Here is a 17,252-nt window from a genome sequence, read left to right as displayed (position 1 = left end):
ATACTGGGGAATCCCGGTATTTCTCCCTTTTTTTATAGCAAAAAACAATATATGTGTGAAAGGAGAGTTATATGAGGAAAAAGAGTTTTTCTAAGAAAGTTGCGGCAATACTGATGTCATTATCGGTTTCAATTGTGCCTGCTGTAGGTGCTATGCTAATGCCTGTTAGTGTTTTTGCGTGGGAACAGCCTGTAACTGCTGACAATCCTAAAGACGGATTTGTAGAGTATGTGTCGGATTACATGGCTAATAATTATGGCACTGTAGATACCAACGATTCGTCTATTGAGAATAATTACGGCGTGATCGGTGCAGACAATCAGGATTCGGAAGTTCTGAATAATTTTGGCACGATAAGCGAAAATAGCGGATTGGTCTATTTTAACTTTGGGGAAGTGACCAATAATTTCAGACGTGGCTATGTTGCCAATGTCGGCGGAACTGTTGTAAATAATTTCGAGGAAGCCGGTGTGATCGGCGGAAGACAGTACGACGTAGAAAGCTCTTTTGTCCAATCAAAAGGAACAGGTAGTACTGTTGTCAATAACATTGGCGGAACTGTTGTAAACGGATATTGTCCGGATGATCTTCTGACAATAAATAATTATTACTATGGCGATGTTGTGCAGGGCTATACCCGCGCTGCATCAGGCGATAATGAGCCTAACAGAGGTAAGATCCATATTATCAATGATTTTTCCGAAGCCGGAATCGAAAACAATGATTTCGTTACGGTAGATAAGCATTATCACTATGTAGATGTAAAAGGATCCGGCAATGTTGATGTTATCTATGAAGGGTTCACTATTGGTGACTATAACAAAAAACATTATGCAGAGATCTCCGCAGATGCAGAATCTGCCAATTTAACATCTACAATCACAATTAAAGCCGGGGACGGTTATGAGCTTTGCGATGATGGCGTGCTTTCGGGAGATACCGGCAAGATGTCTTATGTTCTTAATAAGAATGATGACGGTTCTTACACGGTGAAGATTACCTCACTATCAGGAAATGCTGAGATCTCGCTTGGAGATCTTCATCTGGATATTATCGGAAAGTGAGCGTGGAATGGGTTTATTATGGTCGTTTTTGACCTGATAAAAATAAAAACAAAAAAGGAGAGAGTAAATGAGAAACAAGATTTTTTCAAAGAAAACAGTAGCTGCGATCATGGCGACATCGGTTATGCTTATGCCGATCACTGCATTTGCGGCGGAGCAGGCTTCGGATAATCCGGAGAGCGGTTATGTGGAATTCTTGTCGGAAAACATGGTTAATAATTTCGGAACTGTTGATAAGAATGATGGTTCCATTTCAAACAACTATGGTTTTCTCGGATGGAATTACGCTCAGGAATGGGGAGTCGAAAACAACTTTGGAACAGTTGATTATAACGAGATGGGCGTACATAACAACTATGGTGAGATAAACAACAATTATCACAATGCTCTGGTGTTCAATATTACCGGAAACGTGCTCAACAACAATGAGACGGCTTCTGTAGTCGGAGGCGCCGAATATGATGAAAACGGAGAAGCAGAAAGAGGAAGCGGAACCGTTACATATAACAACGGCGGTAGGCTCTATGCCGGATATAATGCTGACGATCAGCTTACCGTAACCAACTTTTATTACGGTGAGGTTTTGGGAAATTATGATAATCCCACCAACGATGAAGGCGACGAGATTGGTAAGATCCACATCCTTAATGACTTTTCGGAGGAAGGTGTAGATGCGATCGCTGATGAAAAGGGTGTTGCAGATAAGAGCTTTATCACTGTGGATAAGCATTATCATTCTGTAGAAGTTAAAGACGCCGACAACGTAGACGTGTCATATACAGGTTTTGTTTTCAGTGATTTCGATGAAAAAGAGTATGCGCTTGTTGCTGAAAACGGTGAACCCATTCAGGTAAATTCTTCCATTACGATTAAAGCTAAGCATGGCTATAAGCTTTCCGATACAGGAAAAACAAGTGGGGAAACAGATAAGTTTTCATACACACTTGATAAGCACCGCGATGGCTCTTATACAGTGAATATCACAGAGCTTAAGGGGAACGCTGAGATCACGCTTAAGGATCTTCATCTTGATGTTTGCAAAAAACGCTGAATAAAAGGAGAGGGAAATGAGAAGAAAGAGATTTGTTTCAAAAGAACTTGCTAGGATTTTATTATCAGCCGCTATGGTGTTTACTCCTATTGTTGCTGGCATGACAATGCAGGTGGATTCGTACGCTGCCGAGGAGAGTACTGATGATGAGACTAAAGAGGTAGCAATGGAGGCTTCACAGGAAAATACATCAGAGGATGCATCTGAGGCAGCGGCGGAACCGGCACCAGAGGTGGCGCCGGAGATTGCGCCTGAGACTACAGAAGAGACTGTGCCGGAGACTGAACAGGCGACTGCTCCTGAATCAGAACCTGAAGCTGTGTCTTCGACAGGTGACTATGTTGAAACCAACAATGGAAAGATCAACACAAATTATTCTACTGTTGGTGTCAATGACGGTACGATCTTAAACAATAACGGGCTTGTTTTTACCAATACCGCTGAGATAGTAAATAACGACAAAAACGGAGTTGTTGGTGAAAATAATTCGAGGGTTATAAGTAATAATGGTGTTGTAGGTGAAAACAAGAGTGATGTCATCGATAATAATAATACTGTTAACATCAACAGAGATCGCATTATCAACAACAATTATTATGTTGAACTAAATGATACGGATGCCACTATTATCAATAACGCAGGTCATGTTTTATGCAATGCCGGCTATGTGGACAATAATACTGATATGATTGAGAATAATGACAAAGCTGTAGGCAACAATTCGGCTTTGATCATGGCCAATAACGGCGTTGTCGGTGAGAATAGCGGAAACATTGTAGAGAATTATTCCGAAGCTACTATCGTTGAAGAAGGTGCTGTACAGAATAATTATACGGGTGGTGTTGTTTACGGAAGTGCACTCGATCCTGATGACGCTCGAATCAGCAATGCTGTTGTTGCAAATAACAGAGGCGGAACGGTAATAAGCGGAGTTAAATCTGAAGATGATCTGACTATCAGAAATTATTATTACGGTGATCTGAAAAATACGGTAGATACACCTGACGGTGAAATTGCCTGTGATGGAACAATCCACATTACCAATAAGTATGGCGAAAAAGGCGATACCGACAAAGATTTTGTTACGGTAGAGAATAGATACAACAGTGTGGAAGTATATGATGCCGATAACACAGACGTTACATATGACAATTTTGTGCGGGATGATGTGGATTACACACAGTATATCCAGACTGCTAAAAATGGTGAGCCTGTTGAGATTGCCGGAACTATAACTCTCAAGGCAAAAGACGGTTATTCTCTTTCCGATAACGGACAGCTATCCGGAGAGACAGATAAGTATGCTTATAGCCTTAATAAAAACGAAGACGGATCATATACGGTAAGTTTTTCATCGCTTACGGGAAATGTATCGCTTACACTCGAGGATCTTCATCTTAAGGTATCCGAAAAAAATAATGAAACAGTTGTTAGTACAGTTGGTGATAAGCCTATTGATGGTGTGTCCGGCAGACAGTCGGATACAGTCTATGTTCCCGGCGTAGAGAATCCCGGTCTTGGAATGGTATACAGTGTTAACGACGGACCACGCGTATATATTCCCATAGAAGAGAAGACTCGTGCACCCAGAGGCGGAAGAGACGCTCATTCGTTCAAGGTGCTGGAGTTTGGCTTTGGATCTATTACCGATCTTAGTGTGTCGGTAGTGAAGACTCTTTGCGAAGACGGTACTTTAGCTAAGAGATGCTATTTTGTTTATGAAGACAAGCTGTATGCCCTGGACATACCTGTTGTTGATACATCATCGACAGAGTACACGGAGGCAATAGATGCGCTGTCAAAAGAGAGCGGCAAATCAGCGAATTTCATGAAAGTAGCTCAGATATTTGAAAAGGTGGGATTTACCGTTACGGAAGTTGCGCAGTAATAAAACGTTATGCAACAGATGTTGCAAAATGTTAACACAAAGTAAAATAATGCGATAAGATAATAAGCCTTGAGAAAAGATGCTGTTTCTCAAGGCTTATTTATATTCGCAGGCTTTGACTTAAAAGATGGGTTGAAATATTTATAAAAATAATTTTAAAAAATATTAAAATATAGTTGACAAATATAAAATTTACGTTAATATATAATCATAACAATTAACAAACGAGCAATGTATTCAAAAAAGATGAGGGGGTGAATGCAAGGCACAACGCAGAAAAGGAGTAGGTATGAGAAGAAGTAAGTATGTTTCAAAAAAGTTAGCAGTGGTTTTGATGTCAGCAGCTTTAGGGGTTACACCAGTTGTAGCATCAGTGGCAATGCCTGTGAGCGCATTTGCAGCTGAGCTCCCCGATAATGAAGGGGGTGAGACAATTTCCGAGTTGGAAAATGGGGATACAATAGAAAACAACGACGGAAAGATTGAAACAAATGATGGAGAGATACTAAACAATAACGGAACTGTGGAAAAGAACACATGGATTATTGAGAATAATAATGGTGAAGTAGATGAGAATCTAGGCTTTATTACCACTAATTCCAACGTGGGAACAGTATCTGTAAATAACAAAGAAATCACTGATAATTTCGGTATTGTTTCGAAAAATAATCTTGTTATAAAAAATAACCATAGTTTTGTGGAAGAGAATAATGATTTTATTCAAACCAATGTCGATGGAGTAGTAAGCGTAAACAATGGCGGCGTTGGATTGAACGATGGCCATATTATTGATAATTACAATCAGGTTGAGAATATTGGCGGAAAGATCACTAACAATCGTGAAGGTGGAGAAGTCTTTGGAGGTTCATTTGATCCCGATGATGATCTTATTGGAAACGGTAGTATTCTCCTGAATATCGGCGGAGCAGTATATAGCGGATTTAAGCCGGAAGATATTATAACAATTGATAATTATTACTATGGAGAACTCAGCGATGAAATGGTTTATAATGGTGAAACGCTAAACTTTAACGGAACGATTTACATCATCAACAGTTATGGAGAGGAATCAGATACAAATAAAGATTTTGTTATGGTAGAGAATCAATATCATGCGCTACTTGTAAATAGCGCAGATAATGTTGATGTTACATTTAATGGCTTTACAGAGGATGAAGTTAATAAATTCCAGTATGTTAAAACTGCTGAAAACGGAAATCCTATAGAGGTTGCCGGTACTATCACACTTAAGGCAAAAGATGGATATGCTATCTCTGATAACGGACAGCTTAGCGGTAATTATTCCGATCTTGGATATGCGCTTAGCAAGAATGATGATGGATCTTATACATTATATATCTCATCACTTAAGGGAACTGTTGCTTTCACACCTGAATTGCTTAATCTTATTGTTTCTAAGGTCAGCACAGAGCATGGTGAAGTAAAGAATGTAGTAGTTGATAAGGGTGGAAGCTCAGATAATAGATCAGATAATGCATCAGAGCCTTCAGCACCTGCAACATTTAACTTTAATGATATTGCAATCAAGAGTATTGCGGATCAGGTTCAGGCACAGATGAACATAGCTGGTCAGGACGTAGCTTCACTTGAGGTTGTAGATATTTACTTCAAGGACAAGATTAATATGACACCTGATATAATCAAGTACCTTTGCGAGAAAGTTCCTGTAGCAAAGAGATGTCATTTTGATTATCAGGGAGAAGAGTGGGTATTGACTATTCCCGCTTTTGATACAACTTCACCCGCATATGCGGAAGGGCTTGAGGTTCTTGATAAAGAGCCTGCCAAGACAGCCGGATTCCTTAGAATTAAGGATATTTTCAAAGCATTAAAATTTGATGCAAAGATTGTAGAAGTGCAGACAGAGGAAACTGTACAGGATTGATACTTATAGTTGTGCTTATAGATGGAAAGGTCATTATAAATGGGGAAAGAAATACTTATCAATTCACACACGCAGATAGTAAAAGGAAAGTACATTTTTACAGATGAGCTTGATAGAATGAAAAATGGGGAAAGTGAACCCAACGCGCTTATGCATAAAGAAAAAACACCTTGGTTTTCACAGTGCATTTTATCAAGACTCTGTAGAAAGAACTACTGATCGATTTATAAAAAAAGAAAGGGGCTCTCCAGGATGCATCGGCATTCGAGGAAAGTCCCTTTCTTTGTTTATTTAAAATGATTTTGATTACTTAGTCTTTAATTCCTGACCTACAAGAATGTTATTGGCATCCTTGATAACGTCTTTATTGAGTTCGTAAAGGTCTTTCCATTTGTTTCCGTCACCATATACGGTTGCTGCGATCTTCCAGAGATTGTCACCTGATACAACAACGTAGGTATCAGCGGAAGACTGTGTCTGCTCGGGAGCAGTCTCAGCAGCGGGAGCTGTTTCAGTTGCAGCTTCTACAGGCTTCTCGGAAGTAGCGTCTGCTTTTTCCTCAGCCTTAGCTTCAGCAGCAGGAGCCTCAGCTTTTTCTTCAGCCTTGGCAGGCTCTTCGGCTTTAGCTTCAGCAGCAGGAGCCTCGGCTTTTGCCTCTTCCTTAGCGGGTGCTGCAGCGGCCTCACCTGAACCGGCCTGAACGGCTGCCTTTGCGTCTGCTATTGTGGAAGCGTCTGTAGCGGAAGTGATGATCGTCTGATCACCTCTGGGCTTTCCGTACTGAGCAGCTGTGATGTTACCGTCAAGAATCTGCTTAACATATTCCATAACGGCTTCATCCATTACAATACCTGTATCGAACTGTGAGCTTGCGTTTGCGAAAGCATAGTATGTATCGCCGCCTGCTGCACAGAAGTTATTGGTTACTACAGCGTATGTGTCATTCATGTTGAAAGGCTGTCCGTTGATGCTCTGAATGGTCACACGATTGATCTTGGAAGGAGCATAGTATGTTGACTTGGGATAAGCGGCTCCCTGAGCATAAGGTACTGTTGTATCAAGCATAAACTTGATTCCCGATGTCTGAGGATAACCACCTACAGCTTCGGGTGCGGCAAATGTTGAAGCTTCAAGAGCCTCAAGAAGCTCTGAACCCTTTACATAAACAACGGCAACTGTGTTTCCGAAAGGAAGAACAGTATTGAGGTCAGCCTTGGTTACATTGCCGGCCTTGATGGTAGCTCTGATTCCGCCGCCGTTTGTGATAGCAACGACGTGATCCTCGGGAACGGTAATTCCGCCGTCTGTTCTAAGAACGCTCCAGATAAGTGCGTCAGCGATAAGATCGCCGAGGTTTGTTTCCTGAGTTCTGTTTCCGGGAGCTTTGTTTCCGTCGAGGAGAACTTCGCTCTTTGCAAATACTACGCTGTATTCGTTATCAACCTTTTTGATTATATCGTTGGCAACGTTAAAAGATGTAACTTCGGGCTGAAGTCCGTCGAGTGTGATGAGGAACTTATCCTCAATAGCCTTGGAAGCATCGTCGATAATAACGACACCGATGTTTTCTACCTTGGTTCCTGTAGAAAGAATAGGCTCATTCTTGGCACCTGCTGTCATAACAGTGTGAGAGTGGCCGTCAAGAATAAGGTCGATGCCCTTAGTCTTGGCATACATATCAACGCTTCGATGTCCGTCGGCAGCTGACTCTTCATCAACACCAAGGTGGCCGAGGCACAAAACAAGATCTGCACCCTGAGACTTTAATGCATCAGTCTGATCCTGAGCACATTTGTAAATGTCGGATTTTGAAAGGAAAGATATTCCTTTGATAAGACCGGGGTTAACCTTGGTCTGTGTCTCGGGTGTTTCCATTCCGAAGAATCCGAGCTTTAAACCGCTCTTTGTAACATACATATAATTGGGATCGTAAATAGGATTGCCGTTTGCATCAAGTACATTCGCACAGATAACTTTAAACTTAGCCTGTGTAAGATTTGCTGCAAGCTGAGCATAACCGTAATCAAATTCGTGATTTCCTAAAGTTGCGATATCGTATCCCGCCGCGTTCATAACCGTAACGGCGGTTGCCCCCATTGATGTGCTTACATAAGGAGTTCCCTGGCTGAAATCACCTGAGTCGACGAGAATAACCTCAGCGCCTCTGGCAGCAAGGTTCTGCTTAAGTGAAGCTACATAAGCATATCTTCCGAGTGCACCGTGGACGTCATTTGTCTGTAATACCACGGTTTTGCCGGTAAGATCTGCAGGAATGTCTGCGATGGTTCTGACATCGGCCGGGGCATCATAAGCTGCAAGATTAAGTGTCGGTACACTTAATGCAAAGAAGATAGCGATTGCAAGAGCAGATGCTATTGACCTTGTCATCTTAGTAATAGTCTTCATACCATACCTCCTTTATATTTAATTATGTCTAAAAAATATTATAACTCATTATCGTCAAAATTACTTGGCGCGTTCCCTTATTTTCTTAAGATCTTCGGGAGAAAAAGTATACTTTTTGTTGCAGAAGTGACAGCACACATCAAAGTTCTTGTTTTCCTCTATCATCTCATCAAGCTCTTTTTTGCCAATGAGCATGAGAGCTCTTTCCACTCTGTCCTTATCGCAGTTACAGTAAAAGTTAAGATCAACCTTGTCAGTGATCTCTACGTCAAAGCCCTCAAGAAGGATGTTAAGGAGCTCTTCCGGAGTCTTTTCGGCTTTTAAGATATCAGTTACCGAAGTGAACTTTTTAAGGTTTTCCTCAAGATGATCGATAGTCGCGTCATCGGCAAACGGAAGGAGCTGAATGATAAAACCGCCTGCTGCGATAACGGATAAGTTTTCTCTTTCGACAAGAACTCCGAGTCCGACCGAAGAAGGAGTCTGTTCGGACTTGGAAAAATAGTAGGTGAAATCTTCGGCAACTTCGCCGGAATATAAAGGCACCTGGCCCACATAAGGCTCTTTTAACCCCATATCTCTTATTACGGTGAGAGTTCCCTCGCCAAAACCGCCGCCGACATTGAGATGACCGGAGGCATTGGGTTCCATAATAACAAGAGGGTTGATGACGTAACCCTTGACGTTACCGTGCCTGTCGGCTGTCGCGAGCGCACCCTTCATCGGGCCGTCGCCGTCTATCTTGACCGTGATGAGATCGTCGTCATTATCCATCATCGTGCCCATCATAACGGTTCCCGTCATCAGCCTTCCAAGCGCGGCTGCGGCAATCGGGGATAAGCCGTGAACCTTTCTTGCATATTCGGCAAGGTCCTTAGTTGTTGCGGCGAAGGCTCTGATCTGCGCATTAGCTGCGGTTGCCCTTACCATATAATCTTTATAAGACATAATAAATCCTCTTTCTTTTCTTGGTTTTCTTCAATATGATAAATGTTTTTAGAGATTGTGTAAATGAGACATTTGTCTGCTATATCTCAGGAGAATGCGGCATCAACGCAGGAGACCAATGCGTCTATGCAGGAACTTAATGCGACATTCTCGATAATCACAGAATCAGCAAGGAACTTGCAGGAGCTTGCCGGCAATCTGACAGATGCAATAAGCTACTTTAAACCGTAATTTTCTATGTTGAATAATCAGACTTTTTCTGATAATTAGTACTAATTGTTAGACTATGAAAATGCATGAAATGTTATTGAAGCCGTAAATAAAATGACGTATAATATGTCAAGAACTTTTATATAAAAGTATGAAAAAGGGTTTTTAGGAGGAAAACAAAATGTCATTTTCAGAGGCGGTACAATCAGTATTTTCTAACTATGCAGTGTTTGAGGGAAGAGCTCGTAGAAGCGAGTATTGGTACTTCTTCCTTCTCCAGATGATAGTTAACGTGGTAGTAAGAATTCTGGTTAATGTTTCAGGTGTATTTTCAATTTTAGCTATTATTTGGGCATTAGCTACATTGGTTCCCGGACTTGCGGTTGGTGTAAGAAGACTTCATGATACAGGAAAGTCAGGATGGTTCCTTTTACTTGGATTGATTCCTGTAGTTGGTGGAATTATTGTTCTTGTATTCATGGTTTCAGATTCGCAGCCGGGTGATAACCAGTATGGTCCCAATCCTAAGGGATTTGGCGGATCTGACCAGCAGACAATCTAATAATATATAACAACTATTTAGGACCTTATGGTACAATTCCATAAGGTCCTTTTAACAGAATCTTTGTATCTCTAAACGGTTCAGGCTCTGAGAATGAAGTAATAGCGGGTCTTTGAGAGATGAAAACATTTCTGTTTGACACAAGTTTAACGGGCATATATAATTGAATTGTGGAATTCTTAACAATCCATTCGGATGGCTCTACAGAGGTGATGAGAGCTGTTCCACATATCAAAAATGAGGAGGAGCGGAATATGGCAGAAAAAGAGATTTCTCAAGCCGTCATAGGGAGACTCCCACGTTATTTCAGATATTTAGGTGACCTTAAGGAGAAGGGTGTCGAGAGAATATCTTCTCAGGAACTCAGCGATATAATGAAGGTTACTGCTTCCCAGATCAGACAGGATTTTAATAATTTCGGCGGATTTGGACAGCAGGGATATGGTTATAATGTCGGCTATCTTTATGATGAGATCAGTAAGATACTCGGCATCGACAAGGAACACAGCCTTGTTATCATAGGTGCCGGACATCTCGGTAAGGCTATCGCAGGCTACACCAACTTTACAAGAAGAGGTTTTGTGTTTAAAGGCGCATTTGACCGCGATCCGTCGCTTTTCGGAACCAAGATAAGAGACGTCGAGGTTCGTCCCATAGATGAAGTTGAGGATTTTGTTCGCAAGAACAAGATAGAAATAGCTGTGCTAACGATCCCCAAGGATCAGGCAGTGCCTATGGCGCGCAGGCTTTCTGAATGCGGGATCAAGGCTATCTGGAACTTTGCGCATGTTGACCTTGAAGTTCCGGGCAGCATACAGGTTGAAAACGTACATTTATCTGACAGTTTGATGAAATTATCGTATAATATTAACAGATACGAACAAACATTAAACCCGGGTGAGAAAAAGTAATGGCAAAAGACAATAAAGTCTATATGTCTGCGCTTGAAGGGAAGAAGATTCCCATTCTGACGCTTGATAACAAATGGCATCAGCTTTTTACCCAGACGGAAATGTCGCCTGAGATCAAAGAGCTGGCGGATCAACTTAATGCACTGGTAGAGAGGGATTCCAAGCTTCGCGGAGAGACCAAGGACATCAAGAAGCTTAAGAAGAAGCTTCTTGGCGAGATAGTTCCGCTTCGCGATAAAGCAGGTAAGATCGATAATCCCCAGATCGAGAAAGAAATCCAGGACAGGACCAGGCTTATCTCGGAGTGCAATGATAGACTTGATTCCTATAGCGATGAGTTAAAAGACCTGTCGCGAGAAATATATGATGTGGATTATAAGCTTATGGTAGAGACCATGAATGTCTGCTATGAGAGGCTTCATGACAATACCGAATACATTTTGGAGCTTGATGATTGGGTATCCAAAGTGAGAGTTGAGCTTAAGAAGAACATAATCCATATGCAGGAAGCTGAGCTTGAAAACTACAATCTCTATTCCTACATGCATCAGATATTCGGGCCTGAGGTTATGGAGATATTCGATCTCAAATACGATCCTAACAGAAGGCATCCCATCAGAAGGCCGAGAAACGCCGATGATGGTGAATTTGTTGAATGAGTTATATAAAGTAGGCTGCCCGAGTGGCAGCCTATTGTTCTAAAAAGGGGAAAACTACTATGAGATACGCAGTCACTAGCAGTGAGATGAAGCAGTACGACAGAAATACGTCGCAGATTTTCGGCGTTCAGACCGAGATCCTTATGGAAAGAGCATCTCTTTCGGTGTGCGATGAAGTAGACAGATACGCTGATGAAAGAAAGATCACGAGAAAGCGCAGAGCACTTGTCTTTGCGGGAATCGGAAACAACGGAGGAGACGGCGCATGTATCGCAAGACTTCTCAAACAGAGAGGATATCTTGTAAATCTGTGCGTTATAGGAGATCCCACCAAGTGCAGCGATCTTCTTTTGATGCAGCTCAAGATCTGCGGAAGTTACGGGATCACTACTGACACTTTTTCCAATATAAGAGACAACAAAAGCGTTGCCGAATGGGATATCATAGTAGATGCATTGTTCGGTATAGGGCTTTCGAGAAATGTCACGGGTACATTTGAAGAAGCGATAAACTATATCAATGATTGTAAAAAAGAAAGATTGGATGACATGTTCGTTGTATCTGTCGATATTCCTTCGGGAATAAATGCGGACAACGGCAAAGTCATGGGCTGCGCCGTTATGGCGGATTCGACCGTGACCTTCAATCAGGTTAAGATAGGACACCTTCTTTATCCGGGCTGCGAGTATACGGGTAAGCTTATTGTGAAGGACGCCGGTATCACTGACGAGAGCTTTTTGACCAAGGAGCCTACGTGCTTTTGGTACGATGATGAGGTAAAAGATCTTTTGCCTGAGAGGAAGAAAGATTCCAACAAGGGAACAAACGGAAAAGTCCTTGTTATCGCAGGTTCCAAGACCATAAGCGGAGCATGCATCTTATCGGCGGGCGCTTGCCTTAAATCCGGAGCGGGCATGGTCATGGTATTTACGGCAGCCGAAAACGCGGACGCTGTGAAGACTCTTTTGCCTGAAGCACTTCTATGTACTTATGAGGATTTTGAGCCGATCCTTCCCAAGTTATCGGAGGCGATGAAATGGTCAAGCTGCGCTGTCATAGGACCCGGCATCGGTTCTGACGGTAAGGGAATAGAGCTTGTAAGAACGCTCTTTGACAACTATGACAAGGATATAATTGCGGATGCGGATGCGCTCAATATTATTTCGGATGACAAGAACTTACGTAGCATTGTTTCCAATTATGCTACGGGCGGCAAGAAGCTGATAATCACGCCTCATTTGGGCGAATTTGCAAGACTGTTTAATACGAGCGTTGCGGACTGCAAGGAGCATCTCTTGGAGTATCCCAAGGAGCTTGCGAACGAGCTTCACTGCACGGTCATCTGCAAGGATGCGCGTAGCATCGTAAGTGACAGCAATGAGAAAAAGATTTATATTAATATGAGCGGCAACGACGGAATGGCGACCGCAGGCAGCGGAGACGTGCTCACAGGTATTCTCGGAGCGCTTCTTAGCTATGATCTTACGGGATTTGAAGCGGCGTGCCTCGGAGCATACATTCACGGCGCCGCCGGAAATATCGCAGCAAGAGGCCACGGCAAGCTGTCTATGACGGCAACGGATATTGTCGATGAGCTTGAAGATATATTGAAATAAGGAAAATAAATCATAATGCAGAACGAGTTTTTGAGAGTTTGCGCCAAGATCAATCTGAGCGCTGTGGAGTATAACCTTGATTCCATGCGTGCCAACATACCTGAGGGTACCAAGATCATGGCGGTTATTAAGACAGATGCATACGGACACGGAAGTATCGAGATAGCAAGAGACCTTGAGACCAAGGATTACATCTGGGGCTACGCGACAGCGACCGCGGAGGAAGCCTTTGAGCTTAGGGATAACGGCATATGTAAGCCTATTCTTATTCTAGGTTACACCTTCCCTTACGCGTATGAGAGGATGCTCAAGGAAGGTATCAGACCGACCGTCTTTAGATCAGACATGGTAAAAGAGCTTTCGCAGTGCGCGGATAAGCTTCTTAAGGGAGGCGAGATAAAAGAGCCTGCACCTATCCATATAGCTGTTGATACCGGAATGTCCAGGATCGGAATACATCCCGACGATGCCGGAATTTCTTTTGTCCTTGAATGTGAAAAAGAAAAATCTCTTAAGATAGAAGGCATCTTCACTCACTTTGCAAGAGCGGATGAGAAGGATCTTTCCAATGTAAAAGAAAGAGAGCTTGTGTTTGCGGGCTTTGTAAGCGATGTGGAAGAGAAACTCGGACGCAAGATCGAGCTTCATCACTGTGCGAATTCCGCGAGTATCATTGCTGTTCCCGAATCTTCTATGGATATGGTAAGAGCGGGCGTTACTATGTACGGAATGTGGCCTTCCGAGGAAGTGCCTAAGGATATTGTGAATCTTAAGCCCGTTATGGAACTTATAAGTCATATAGTTATGATCAAAGAAGTTGCTTCGGGAACACCTGTAAGCTACGGCGGAACCTTTGTCTGCGATAGGAACACCAAGATCGCTACGATTCCCGTAGGCTACGGTGACGGATATCCCAGGAGCCTTTCAAGCAAGGGATACGTTCTTATTCGAGGCAAGCGAGCACAGATCCTTGGCAGAGTCTGCATGGATCAGTTCATGGTTGATGTGACTGATATTCCCGAAGCAAAAGAGGGCGACGAAGTCATCCTTCTTGGAAAAGACAAGACAAGCGGAGAGGAAATCTCGGCTGAGCTTTTGGGAGAGATGAGCGGAAGATTCAACTACGAGCTTACATGCGATATTAATAAGAGAGTACCGAGGAAGTTTGTAAGATAAGAGGAGAATAATAAACGCCGATGGTTGCAAGCCACCGGCGTATTTTTATGAAAGAATTTATACAAGTCTTTCTATCTCTTTTTTTATCATGGCATCATAGATGCCGTCTTTTTCTTTTTCCGACTGAGCAAGCTGCTCGTAAGGAACGAGGAGATTATGACGTCTTCTCGCGTTATCTCTTTTTTCTGCATAAGACCAGTGGTTTATAAAGTGGAAACGGCTCCATCTTATATGCTCAATCTTAAGCGCGTCTTCGTCCTCATCCGAGAGAATACCGTCTTCCTTTAATCTTTTTTCTATCCAGTAATGATCGGCTCTTGCGATACTTGAACTCTTTTTAAAACCGCTGAGTTTTTTCCATTCGTTTTCCATCTCTTTTTTATAGTCGGAAGGTGCGGTTCTTTCGGAGTATCTGAGGGCATAGTCGTAGTTAAAGAGTTTGCCCTGAAGATATAAGCTTTCATTTTTGACGCTTTCTTCCGTAAGAAGATCGTCAAGAGCTCCGAAGGTAATGATCTTGTCGGAATCGTAGATGTCTTCGTAGCTTGTTTCTTCTTTAAAATAGCAATGGATCTCTGCAGTCGGATTAACGTACAGGATCATCTGTATCATGTCGATGCTGTTTTCTTCAAGGCAGTAGATCACTCTGTCGATGTCTTTGAATGAATCGCATGATTCAAACGGACTTTCTTTGTGGATTATGATCTTGTCCTTGTTATCAGTCGGAAGATTACCGATGAAGGAAGCCTTGGAACCTGTAAGTCCCCAGATATGATATTCAAATGACTGCTCCAAAGTATAGAGGTTATTGAGATAACCGTATTTAAAGATCGCGTCGGCAACGTCATTATCGCCGATAACAGCAATCTTGAAGCTGTCACTTTTGTGGCTGTAAAGATTGTATTTTTTCCAATAATCTCTTGCCAGAAGCTCATTTGTATTAAAGAAGTGAAGATCGGCTTCGGATGTGTCTGTTGCTTTAAGGAGTGTGGAATCAAGCTCCGTCATCATCATGAAGACCTTTTGATCTTTGAGTCTGGACTCGTTCTGACTGTAAAATGTGATGTTTTTGGCGTCGTCTTCAAACATCACGATGTGATTTTTAACTTTCTCGGGCCTGGAATCGTTTTCTGTTGCATATCCGTTTTTTAATGATGAAGCAAGGGCGTAACCCAGCTCGTTATCTGTGTATACTACTGTCGAATCCTTTTTTAACCTGATAAAAAAGTGTTCTATCTTGGCATAAGCGTATTTAAGGACACTTAAAATGATGCCGGCGGTAACGATCACGGATGTAATCTCACCGAATAATATAAAAGCGTTAACGTCTTCGGATACGGGATTTACAAAGTAGACGGCGATTGCCGCATATACGAATTCCCAAAACGAGAATTTACCTGTTATATAGTAGCCGTAGCAAGATACGAAAAACGGTATCAGTGCTGCCAAATAGATAAGTGCGCGGTGTTTTTTGAAGAATTTCTTGATTGTCCCCATTTATATAAGTCTCCTCTTTTCATGTCATATGCGTTATTTCGATAGATAAACATTATCATTTATATGGGGCTGTGTCGAGTACCAAGGATAAATATGTTGCTCGACACGGGGCTTTATTTCGTATAAAATTTGAGAAGAAATGTTTTGCAAGGGAGCAGAGTATATCTGATGATTTCGTTATTGTCGATGGCGGCGGGAACCGTCGCAGGTCTTTTTATATCGGTGCTGAAAGCCGTGTTTTCCATGCTTTCATGGTTCTTGGGGCTTATTGCCAAGGTGTTTAAGTTTTTGTTTTGTCTTTTGCCCGTAACGGCTGTGTGCGTGGCACTTCTTTTTGTTCTCAATTTATTTATCCTTGTGACCGGAAATATCGGTAAGCTTATAAACGCTACGGAGAGTAGCGCTGCGAACGATAACGTCAAGCATGAGGCGGAGAAGCTTTTGTTTGTCGGCTTTAAGAACGTTGCCGATACTTACAATAATGTCAGACAGTGGTGGATGAGTGAGGTTTATCAGTTTAAAGGAAGTATCGCTTACATTTTCCTCGTGCTGTTTACGGTGATCATGTTAATTCCCGTTGCGACCGTGCTTCTTACAATTACGGTTTTTGAATCCTATGGCATCGTTTTGTTTGGTGCGATTGCGATTGACGCTGTTATCTATGTGCTTAGGGCAATTCTCGGAAAGTCTTTTACCGAGCAGTTCATGGGACGCTATTACAAGATGTTCCCTGAATCGGGCAAAAAACATTACGAGAAGAAGTACGCCAACTGGCTTAAAAACGGCGGCTATGAAGAGGCTGCCATGCAGGGCGCCAAAAAGAAAGCCACCGCAGATGATTTTTACGGGGAAGATGAGTACGAAGACGACTACGAGGATGAAGAAGATCGCGATGGAGATTATTATGATGACGATGATCGTGACTACTTCCGTGGCAGACATGATCGCAGAAGCAATCGACGCAGATATGACAGATATAACGACGATGAATACGGCGTGGATGAATATGATGAAGAGTATGAGGATGAAGAGCCCGAGTACTATGATGATGAAGATTACGAGGATGACGAATATAACGATGATTATATAGAGGATAATTCTCATCGAGGAAAGAGTGAGCGTACTTATTCAAGAGGGCGAGACGATTCATCGGATGCCGGTTTTGGTGGCGCATCCTCAGGCGCAGCTCGGAATGTCGGCGCGTTTGACTTCTTTGCCGGCTGCAACAGTAAAGAGAGCATAGAGCGCAAGTACAAGAGTCTTGTTAAGCTCTATCACCCGGACAACATGGATGGCGACACCGCAGCGTTACAAGAAATCAATGTTCAATACGCCGAGGCAAAGAAGCGATTTTGAAC

The 17,252-nt window shown here is 42.5% G+C and carries 15 protein-coding genes; 12 read left to right on the top strand and 3 right to left on the bottom strand.

The window, feature by feature from the left end; genetic code table 11:
- Nucleotides 1-71: 71 nt before the first annotated feature.
- The 5 genes from D6856_RS14345 to D6856_RS14325 all read left to right on the top strand — a co-directional run bounded on the left by D6856_RS14345 (nt 72) and on the right by D6856_RS14325 (nt 6,128).
- A complete protein-coding gene (locus D6856_RS14345; RefSeq protein WP_120687461.1) occupies nt 72-1,064 on the top strand; it encodes a hypothetical protein in 993 nt (330 codons plus the stop codon).
- Between the two features lie 67 nt (nt 1,065-1,131).
- Nucleotides 1,132-2,115 (top strand): hypothetical protein, encoded by a 984-nt coding sequence (locus D6856_RS14340; RefSeq protein ID WP_120687460.1) that lies wholly within the window; start codon nt 1,132-1,134, stop codon nt 2,113-2,115.
- Nucleotides 2,116-2,131: 16 nt separating this feature from the next.
- Nucleotides 2,132-4,003 carry a hypothetical protein gene (locus D6856_RS14335; protein ID WP_120687459.1) on the top strand — a complete coding sequence of 624 codons (1,872 nt, stop codon included), beginning with the start codon at nt 2,132-2,134 and terminating at the stop codon, nt 4,001-4,003.
- 289 nt (nt 4,004-4,292) lie between these two features.
- Nucleotides 4,293-5,909, top strand: coding sequence for a hypothetical protein (locus D6856_RS14330; protein WP_120687458.1), 1,617 nt, complete (start codon nt 4,293-4,295; stop codon nt 5,907-5,909).
- 39 nt (nt 5,910-5,948) lie between these two features.
- Nucleotides 5,949-6,128, top strand: a complete 180-nt coding sequence (locus tag D6856_RS14325) for a hypothetical protein (protein ID WP_120687457.1) — start codon at nt 5,949-5,951, stop codon at nt 6,126-6,128.
- 87 nt (nt 6,129-6,215) lie between these two features.
- On the opposite strand, the gene D6856_RS14320 is transcribed toward D6856_RS14325, so the two are convergent.
- Together D6856_RS14320 and hslO are read right to left on the bottom strand one after the other, a co-directional pair.
- Nucleotides 6,216-8,315 (bottom strand): 5'-nucleotidase C-terminal domain-containing protein, encoded by a 2,100-nt coding sequence (locus D6856_RS14320; protein WP_158588970.1) that lies wholly within the window; start codon nt 8,313-8,315, stop codon nt 6,216-6,218.
- A 60-nt stretch (nt 8,316-8,375) separates the two neighbouring features.
- A complete protein-coding gene (gene hslO, locus D6856_RS14315; RefSeq protein ID WP_120687456.1) occupies nt 8,376-9,263 on the bottom strand; it encodes an Hsp33 family molecular chaperone HslO in 888 nt (295 codons plus the stop codon).
- Nucleotides 9,264-9,326: 63 nt separating this feature from the next.
- Here hslO and D6856_RS15230 point away from each other — a divergent pair, with 63 nt between their 5' ends.
- The 6 genes from D6856_RS15230 (at nt 9,327) to alr (ending at nt 14,397) form a co-directional block, all read left to right on the top strand.
- Nucleotides 9,327-9,494 carry a hypothetical protein gene (locus D6856_RS15230; protein WP_158588969.1) on the top strand — a complete coding sequence of 56 codons (168 nt, stop codon included), beginning with the start codon at nt 9,327-9,329 and terminating at the stop codon, nt 9,492-9,494.
- A gap of 160 nt (nt 9,495-9,654) precedes the next feature.
- Complete coding sequence (locus D6856_RS14310) at nt 9,655-10,035, top strand: DUF805 domain-containing protein (protein ID WP_120687455.1); 381 nt, start codon at nt 9,655-9,657, stop codon at nt 10,033-10,035.
- A gap of 254 nt (nt 10,036-10,289) precedes the next feature.
- Nucleotides 10,290-10,946 (top strand): redox-sensing transcriptional repressor Rex, encoded by a 657-nt coding sequence (locus tag D6856_RS14305; RefSeq protein WP_120687454.1) that lies wholly within the window; start codon nt 10,290-10,292, stop codon nt 10,944-10,946.
- Nucleotides 10,946-11,605: a hypothetical protein gene (locus D6856_RS14300; RefSeq protein WP_120687453.1), complete on the top strand. Its 660-nt coding sequence runs from the start codon at nt 10,946-10,948 to the stop codon at nt 11,603-11,605. Before D6856_RS14305 ends, D6856_RS14300 begins: the two co-directional genes overlap by 1 nt.
- A gap of 59 nt (nt 11,606-11,664) precedes the next feature.
- Nucleotides 11,665-13,221, top strand: a complete 1,557-nt coding sequence (locus tag D6856_RS14295; protein WP_120687452.1) for an NAD(P)H-hydrate dehydratase — start codon at nt 11,665-11,667, stop codon at nt 13,219-13,221.
- 15 nt (nt 13,222-13,236) lie between these two features.
- Nucleotides 13,237-14,397: an alanine racemase gene (gene alr / locus D6856_RS14290; RefSeq protein WP_120687451.1), complete on the top strand. Its 1,161-nt coding sequence runs from the start codon at nt 13,237-13,239 to the stop codon at nt 14,395-14,397.
- A 57-nt stretch (nt 14,398-14,454) separates the two neighbouring features.
- Here alr and D6856_RS14285 read toward each other — a convergent pair whose 3' ends face one another.
- Nucleotides 14,455-15,894 (bottom strand): RyR domain-containing protein, encoded by a 1,440-nt coding sequence (locus tag D6856_RS14285; RefSeq protein WP_120687450.1) that lies wholly within the window; start codon nt 15,892-15,894, stop codon nt 14,455-14,457.
- Between the two features lie 168 nt (nt 15,895-16,062).
- Here D6856_RS14285 and D6856_RS14280 point away from each other — a divergent pair, with 168 nt between their 5' ends.
- Nucleotides 16,063-17,250, top strand: a complete 1,188-nt coding sequence (locus tag D6856_RS14280; RefSeq protein ID WP_147367850.1) for a J domain-containing protein — start codon at nt 16,063-16,065, stop codon at nt 17,248-17,250.
- Nucleotides 17,251-17,252 lie beyond the last annotated feature (2 nt).

Source organism: Butyrivibrio sp. XB500-5, from assembly GCF_003625505.1.
Lineage (GTDB): Bacteria > Bacillota > Clostridia > Lachnospirales > Lachnospiraceae > Butyrivibrio.
The sequence above is the reverse complement of the archived record's forward strand: the minus strand, read 5'-3'. Positions and strand labels throughout refer to the sequence as shown.

What these genes read in the sequence shown, in the direction of transcription:
- D6856_RS14345 (WP_120687461.1), top strand. Translation starts at nt 72, where the DNA reads ATGAGGAAAAAGAGTTTTTCTAAGAAAGTTGCGGCAATACTGATGTCA.
- D6856_RS14340 (WP_120687460.1), top strand. Translation starts at nt 1,132, where the DNA reads ATGAGAAACAAGATTTTTTCAAAGAAAACAGTAGCTGCGATCATGGCG.
- D6856_RS14335 (WP_120687459.1), top strand. Translation starts at nt 2,132, where the DNA reads ATGAGAAGAAAGAGATTTGTTTCAAAAGAACTTGCTAGGATTTTATTA.
- D6856_RS14330 (WP_120687458.1), top strand. Translation starts at nt 4,293, where the DNA reads ATGAGAAGAAGTAAGTATGTTTCAAAAAAGTTAGCAGTGGTTTTGATG.
- D6856_RS14325 (WP_120687457.1), top strand. Translation starts at nt 5,949, where the DNA reads ATGGGGAAAGAAATACTTATCAATTCACACACGCAGATAGTAAAAGGA.
- D6856_RS14320 (WP_158588970.1), bottom strand. Translation starts at nt 8,315, where the DNA reads ATGAAGACTATTACTAAGATGACAAGGTCAATAGCATCTGCTCTTGCA.
- hslO (WP_120687456.1), bottom strand. Translation starts at nt 9,263, where the DNA reads ATGTCTTATAAAGATTATATGGTAAGGGCAACCGCAGCTAATGCGCAG.
- D6856_RS15230 (WP_158588969.1), top strand. Translation starts at nt 9,327, where the DNA reads ATGAGACATTTGTCTGCTATATCTCAGGAGAATGCGGCATCAACGCAG.
- D6856_RS14310 (WP_120687455.1), top strand. Translation starts at nt 9,655, where the DNA reads ATGTCATTTTCAGAGGCGGTACAATCAGTATTTTCTAACTATGCAGTG.
- D6856_RS14305 (WP_120687454.1), top strand. Translation starts at nt 10,290, where the DNA reads ATGGCAGAAAAAGAGATTTCTCAAGCCGTCATAGGGAGACTCCCACGT.
- D6856_RS14300 (WP_120687453.1), top strand. Translation starts at nt 10,946, where the DNA reads ATGGCAAAAGACAATAAAGTCTATATGTCTGCGCTTGAAGGGAAGAAG.
- D6856_RS14295 (WP_120687452.1), top strand. Translation starts at nt 11,665, where the DNA reads ATGAGATACGCAGTCACTAGCAGTGAGATGAAGCAGTACGACAGAAAT.
- alr (WP_120687451.1), top strand. Translation starts at nt 13,237, where the DNA reads ATGCAGAACGAGTTTTTGAGAGTTTGCGCCAAGATCAATCTGAGCGCT.
- D6856_RS14285 (WP_120687450.1), bottom strand. Translation starts at nt 15,894, where the DNA reads ATGGGGACAATCAAGAAATTCTTCAAAAAACACCGCGCACTTATCTAT.
- D6856_RS14280 (WP_147367850.1), top strand. Translation starts at nt 16,063, where the DNA reads ATGATTTCGTTATTGTCGATGGCGGCGGGAACCGTCGCAGGTCTTTTT.